Raw genomic sequence first — 6145 nt, forward strand, 5'->3', positions numbered from 1 at the left:
CATCAACAGCTTTGGAAAGGTCGCCTCTTAGTCCTCGCGCGCCTCGCTGCTAATGTCGGTTTGGTTAATCCAGAAGGGTGCGGAAGCAAATGCCGAAGGCAGCGAAGGCCGGCGCCAAGCCCCGGACCGACGGTCGCAGGGCCATGTTGATCTACATGAAGCCGGACATCATCGCGGCAGCCAAAGAAGCCGCCGCCGCCTCCGATCTGAAGGCCTGGCAATTCATCGAGAACGCGGTGAAACGGGCGCTGAAGTCCCGAAGATCGTGATCAGGTGCGAGGCCGTTCGCATCTTGCCTACGGGACGGACGACTATTGGCCTCGAGGTACATTTTGAAGCGCAAGGCCACGCGATCGCGATCGGCTTGGATGATCCGACCGCACACGCGGAACCGTCTCCACCGCGTTTCCACAGCACCGATTTTCTAAATGACACGAGCCACTTGCGCCGGACGATGACACGAGCGAACGTTTCAGACGCTCGTTAACGGCGGGCGTTGATGGAGCTTGCGATGCGTCTCGTACCGGTCCCACTCGGCTTCACCTACCGGCTGGACTACATCCCGAAGGGAGCCCAAAAGCCGCGCGCCGGACTCTTCCGGGGCGCCGACACTGCCGTGGTGCGCCATATCGACCCCGACGAAGCCAAGCTTGCGTTTCGCGTCAGCCAGCCTGAATTGGACATCCTGCCGTTGGCACGACCGCGCACGAAACGCAGAACCCCTTGGGAGTTCAAGCGCGAGGCGATGAAGTTCGAAATCTTGTTCTACGACGGCTGCATCTGGTGGYCAAACGTCTACGAGCCGTACGGTACCGAGAGCCGGTCGACGAGTGCCGAAGAGTGTCTCCGTTCAATCAAGGACGATCKCTCCTTCTTCGGAGCGCAAGCAATCGACGAATGCTACGACGTCGCAACGATGATCCCGCCGATCAGAGAACTGATCGCCGACGAGAGCGGCGAGAGGCTCGCCCAAGCCCAACGCAAGACCTACGAAAACGTACTGGTCTGCGGGGATGATGCCTACTTCCGCGGCGGCATGCCGATCTATTTCCGTAATTGTCATGGGAAGAAGAGCGTCTGGGAGATCGACATCGCGAGCGTCGGTCCGCATCGTCACGGTGATCCCAGATACGGCGGATTGCGTAGCGAACCAGGATCCTTCGTTAGACACCAGACTGAAATCGCACTCGGCAAAGGGCATTTCTGGTTGGCTGACGACCGCCAAGCTGCGGTCGACGCAGGCCACCATCGCCAGAGCGCGTTCCCGACGATCGAAGTACTGATGCCTGAATTGATCAGTGAGGTGAGACGACACGTCAAGCTGGACACGCTCTTCCCCGAAGTCGTGAACGAGGTGAAACAACAGATCCGCCTTGATTCGATCTTTCGCGACGTGGTGAGAATGCTCGGTCATCCCTTTCGCGACCATTGGCAGTCGAGACCTTTCCGCTCGTTCGGGCCGGCATTCGATGCGCTGTGCGAGCCGATTGACGACAACGACCGCCTGTCGCGACAACGCCTCGAACTGCTTCGGTCCTTCATCCCCTCAGTCGTCAATATCGACCATTGGGAGATCAACCGCATTCGCGAGGACTTCTTGTCGTTCGACGCGTCGCAACGCCTCGATCCGACTTGGCCGGAGGAGATGGTCCCCGCAGATCTAGACGCGCTGGCAGTCTTGGGAATTTGACGATCGTCTCCGTCTCGCGGCCCGAGCCGCCGGACCCAGCAGCCTGCCCGCGGCTCGCTCAATGCCTAGTTGGCCGCCAGGTACATTTCGAAGCGCAATGCCACGCGATCGCGATCCGGCCGATCCTCTTCCGATCGGGGCTTTCGAATCCGCATCCCTTTCATCGCTTCGACGGCCTTCAGCACATCGAGATCCCTACAATCGGCCAACAGCCGCTGCGACACGTGAACGAGGCCGTCGGGATCAATGCCGATCAGATTAGTGTCATAGGCGGCATGATGAATTTTGCTCAGCGGAAGACCGTTCGGAATCCAGGGCTGTCCCCAATTCTCGTCGGCGTCCGGCATGATGTGAGACGCATCGAGAAGCTCGCGCACGGACAGCCCGGTGATCACGCATCGTGCGTCGTAGGCATCGAGCACCGCCTCCCTGAACTCGGCCTGATGAACCCGTTGCTTCACCTCGACCAGCCTGTAGCGGCGCTCGATCGGCGTCGCCGGAGGAGCGACGACTTTCGTCATCGAGGCCGATGGAGCGAAAGTCAGATCTGCTTCGAGCCTCTCCGGATACCAATTCACCACGAAGGTGGGGTAGAGAGGCATGTAGACGGCCGGTGACACGGCGACGAAGTAGATGATCGGGTGCTGCTTCTCCAGCGCATCCCTTAGCATCAGATTGTCGGAGGACGCGGGGTCTTCGCCTCTGAAGCTGTAGCGGACGGTCGTGTCGCCCGCGTACAAGGCATCACGACCGTCGTGCTGGTCTCGATACCAGATCCTTCTGCCCTTTCGGGGCATGACCGTTCTCACGGAGAGGATGCCGGCCATCTCCTTCGGTTTGAAGATGCCTTTCGCGCGGCTCGCGAACCGAAGGCGATGGTCAAATCCGGGAGCCGCAAAACCGGGCTCGATCGCGCTCCACGGAAGCACCGCCCGCCCGGTCAGCAGCCGATCGAGCGCCGCGAACGCCGACATCCTGATAAGTTCGTCGTCCACGCCTCACAAGCCCGCCGTAATCATCCGATCGGCGCAGCGTACCAGGCCGGATGCCGGCTTCAAGGTTGGAAAGTCCGTCAACGTTCGTGAAGCGTCGCGCGTCATTGCGGACTTATCGCGCTCGGACGCTCGTTGAATGCATCAGCCATACCGACCCAAGCGTCGATGCGTTCTACGAACTAGACGGGATTCCGGCGTCGGCGCCGCTAAGGCGTCGGTACGCGGCGGCCGTTGGAAACCGCATTGCCGAAGTCCTGGGCCGCATGCGAACTTATCGCCAAGTTCGGGCTTCCCGCGGCAAAGGTGGGTCCGAAAGTGAGAAGGAGGTCGTGCGTCCGAACCCGGCCTGCCCCGACCAGCGGCAATCCACCGTTACCCGTGCTGACGCGCACTAGCTTCCAGGCCGGCGTGACGCTCCCGCTCGAGGTGACGATGAACTTGACGTGTAGGGATAGAAAGTCCTGCTTGAAGAACGGGTCGCCCTTCTTCCCCTCAGAGGACGGTAGGAAATATCGGCTCCTCAGCGAGTCTTGCAACCACTGCGTTATTCCCAACTCGCTCAGCAGCAGAGAGCTGCCTGTGGGATGAGTACTCGCGCACGGGCTGCTCCCGGCCCCTTTCAGCTTGTCTAGATTCCAATAGCTGCCGAACTTGCTTTCCTTGGTAGCTTGCGACGACAACACGGCGCCGGCGCCGATCGAAAACGTCGGTGAATCGATGTAGGTTGCCCCCGGATTCAACGAACCGGACTCGTCCACTTGAAGATCGAGTGTGGTTTGGACTGCCCACCCCGTGGGCAGGACGCCGGCTTCGCGACTGGTGACGACCGCTTCGACGATGTCGCAATAGATCTTGGTCTTGATGGCGTATTCGAATTGTCCGCCGGCGGAGAAAACCGCGTCAGGAGGCGCCGTCTCGAAATATTMCTGAAGAGGCGGAACGTACGTACCGCAGCCGACAAGCGCCGAAACCGTCGCGAGCGGAGCAAGTATGCGAGGGATCAGTTGAAGATGTCGAAGTACTCGGGGCATGAGAAATTGCAAACCTTCTTACCGTCTCTGATCGTCGCACTCGCTCTGCAGTGGGAAGCTGGGCATTTGACCGGCTGAGCGGGATTCCCCATGGGATCAACCAGCACGTCGCAGCGGGCGATTTTCGCGGTCGGACAGATGATGATCGGATCGCTCGCCTTGCGGCTTTGAGCCATCGCGGCCGACGACGAAATCAGGAGGACAAAAACCATTATGGATCGAAAATGCATGGGTCACCGAGATAACAGACGGAGCGAGCGTATTGGCCCCGCGCCGCCTACGCAATCACAAGGCGCGTCACATTATAGAATCTACCCTACGTGTTGCAGCTTCGCCACGATCTGGCCTATCTGGGTCCGGTCGGACGAATTTTTCGAAGTCGCTGACCAATTGACGCGAAGTCGTGGTGCCCGAAATTATGTCGTTTACCTTCAGTATGCGCAGCTCGAAATTCGGATGGCTGACGCCCTTGTCGGCGAACAAGTCCTTCGAGCATAAGGTGGACCCGCCGAAGCGATCCACGACGCGGATGCCGCTCAGGTTGAAAGAGACTTTCGAAAGAGCCATTTCGAGCTTCATCGCGGCCAGGAACGCGTCCACCCGCCCGTTGTCCTTGCCGGCGGTCACCAAAGCTTTTGCCGCGAACTCGTCGGCCGCTCGCTCGCGGACTTTGATTTCGTTGTCATCGAAGTTCAGGTCCGGCGATTCCTGGTCCATGAACCCGGGATGGCCGCTTTCCTGATGGCCCACCTCGTGCAGCAGCATGAAGGCGAGCAACTCCGAAGGATCTATTTCGGAAGTTTTTTTGGAATTCCGGGCATATCGGTCGACACTTTTCCGAAAGGCTTCCTCCTGGACGAAGATGCAGTGGCAGGAACGGAATGGCACTTGGATGACGAAGGGTTTGACGGTAGTTGCGACGTTGAACACCAGAATATCGTCCGATGATCGGCCTTCTCCGCCTTTAAGGCTCCACGACGACATGAGGCGGAAAGACGAAGAGGACGATAGAACCGCGTTCGCGGACTTCAGCGCGGTTTGGACGAGCGACCGCCCTTCTGAGCTCTGACGATATCCTAGCGCTTCGACCGGATCGGTCGCCTGCGCCGCAGCAAAGTCAGATCCCAGCGCAAGCGTGACGAAGGCCACGCAAACGTGCGCAGTGGCCGCGACGACGAACGACGAGAACATCGATCGGTTGGCTACGGCGACCGCGGCCGGTCGTCCCGGTCTTGCGCGTCGGCGGATAGTCGAAGAAAACCGTCTCCAGGAAGTTGGCGGCGTCGCGTGGCAATTCCGGAAACGAATACAGATGCGGCTCGTAGCCGGTCGCACGCGGACCGACCGCCTTCGCTATCAACTTGCCGTGCTTCAGGGTGTATTCGACGAGCTTGCCAGTTCCGTCGGCCCATTGCGCGAGGAAGAACGCCGGAATGAAGTGGTGGTCAATCGGAACGGTCATCTCGCGGATCAGATACCGCTTGCAGGCGATTTGGGAACACTTGATCCCGGCCTACGCTTCCAAGGGTCGCGCCGACTCGGTGCATCGTCCTCATGATCGCCGTCGTTATGCTGACGATGTCGGCTGGAATGATCGCAGCCCTCCATCGCCCCGCCACGTCGGCAAAACGAGAGCGACGAAAACGCGAAACCAATCACGGAGGCTAGAAGGCACGCCGATGTCCCTATAGACGCGTTTTTGTCGACCGGATCGGGTGTCTCCAATTTCGTCTGGACCAGCTACGCTACCGCTCACTGAAAGTCCGCGGTCGATCGCCATTGCGTCGAGATCCACGACCTAAAGCCGGTTTTTTAAGTCAGCCGACCGAGCCTCGAAGGCGCTTTTTGCGGAGATTTGTACGGACGTTGTATAGGAAATCGCGTAAACACAAGAAAGTCGTGCACAAAAATGCAAGAAGGCCTTGTCTCGCAGGGATAACTTGATTTGGAGCGGGCGAAGGGAATCGAACCCTCTTATGCAGCTTGGGAAGCTGTTTTTGCCCACACACGAGTAGTTGGTGCCACCTGCCTTCAGCCGGCCGCAGCCAGCACCTCAGCGTAACGGTGCGTTCGTTCTGCAAACTGCCTGCAAACCACAAAATCATCCCGCTGAACTGCGGCACCAAATCACCAGCGACTTCAGCAAGATAAATGGCGCGCCCGGAACGATTCGAACGTCCGACCCTCAGATTCGTAGTCTGATGCTCTATCCAGCTGAGCTACGGGCGCGTTTTCGCGAACAGCGTTTGCGGGCGGGGCCCGCACGCAGCCTCCGGACAGCGCCGGAGGGGTGCGAAAGAGCGCTCTGACTAACCGCTCTTGCCCCGGTTGGCAAGGTCCGGGATGGGGAGATTTTGCAGGGCGATGACGGTTTTTCCGTCATTCCGGGAGGACCCGAAGGGTCAGGCCCGGAATCCATAACCCTAGCT

General features: G+C 59.4%; 6 protein-coding genes and 1 tRNA gene. 2 read left to right on the forward strand and 5 right to left on the reverse strand.

Annotated features, from left to right (window positions below; all coding sequences use genetic code 11):
* The first annotated feature begins 89 nt into the window (after nt 1-89).
* Both AC1D00_RS22375 and AC1D00_RS22380 read left to right on the forward strand, forming a co-directional pair.
* A complete protein-coding gene (locus AC1D00_RS22375; protein WP_477012147.1) occupies nt 90-269 on the forward strand; it encodes a hypothetical protein in 180 nt (59 codons plus the stop codon).
* Between the two features lie 230 nt (nt 270-499).
* The gene (locus tag AC1D00_RS22380) at nt 500-1690 is read left to right on the forward strand and encodes a hypothetical protein (RefSeq protein ID WP_477012148.1); all 1191 of its coding nucleotides are present in this window, start codon (nt 500-502) and stop codon (nt 1688-1690) included.
* Between the two features lie 65 nt (nt 1691-1755).
* On the opposite strand, the gene AC1D00_RS22385 is transcribed toward AC1D00_RS22380, so the two are convergent.
* From AC1D00_RS22385 to AC1D00_RS22405, 5 genes are all read right to left on the reverse strand, one after another.
* Nucleotides 1756-2664: an HNH endonuclease gene (locus tag AC1D00_RS22385; protein ID WP_477012149.1), complete on the reverse strand. Its 909-nt coding sequence runs from the start codon at nt 2662-2664 to the stop codon at nt 1756-1758.
* 227 nt (nt 2665-2891) lie between these two features.
* Entirely contained in the window at nt 2892-3728 is an 837-nt protein-coding gene (locus AC1D00_RS22390) for a hypothetical protein (protein ID WP_477012150.1), read from the reverse strand.
* A gap of 285 nt (nt 3729-4013) precedes the next feature.
* The gene (locus tag AC1D00_RS22395; RefSeq protein ID WP_477012151.1) at nt 4014-4865 is read right to left on the reverse strand and encodes a hypothetical protein; all 852 of its coding nucleotides are present in this window, start codon (nt 4863-4865) and stop codon (nt 4014-4016) included.
* Nucleotides 4834-5178, reverse strand: coding sequence for a DUF4238 domain-containing protein (locus AC1D00_RS22400; RefSeq protein WP_477012152.1), 345 nt, complete (start codon nt 5176-5178; stop codon nt 4834-4836). Before AC1D00_RS22400 ends, AC1D00_RS22395 begins: the two co-directional genes overlap by 32 nt.
* Nucleotides 5179-5868: 690 nt before the next feature.
* Nucleotides 5869-5945: transfer RNA gene (locus AC1D00_RS22405), tRNA-Arg, on the reverse strand.
* Between the last annotated feature and the right edge of the window lie 200 nt (nt 5946-6145).

The sequence above is a fragment of the Bradyrhizobium sp. P2_E8 genome, from assembly GCF_056403875.1.

What these genes read in the sequence shown, in the direction of transcription:
- AC1D00_RS22375 (WP_477012147.1), top strand. Translation starts at nt 90, where the DNA reads ATGCCGAAGGCAGCGAAGGCCGGCGCCAAGCCCCGGACCGACGGTCGC.
- AC1D00_RS22385 (WP_477012149.1), bottom strand. Translation starts at nt 2,664, where the DNA reads ATGTCGGCGTTCGCGGCGCTCGATCGGCTGCTGACCGGGCGGGCGGTG.
- AC1D00_RS22400 (WP_477012152.1), bottom strand. Translation starts at nt 5,178, where the DNA reads ATGACCGTTCCGATTGACCACCACTTCATTCCGGCGTTCTTCCTCGCG.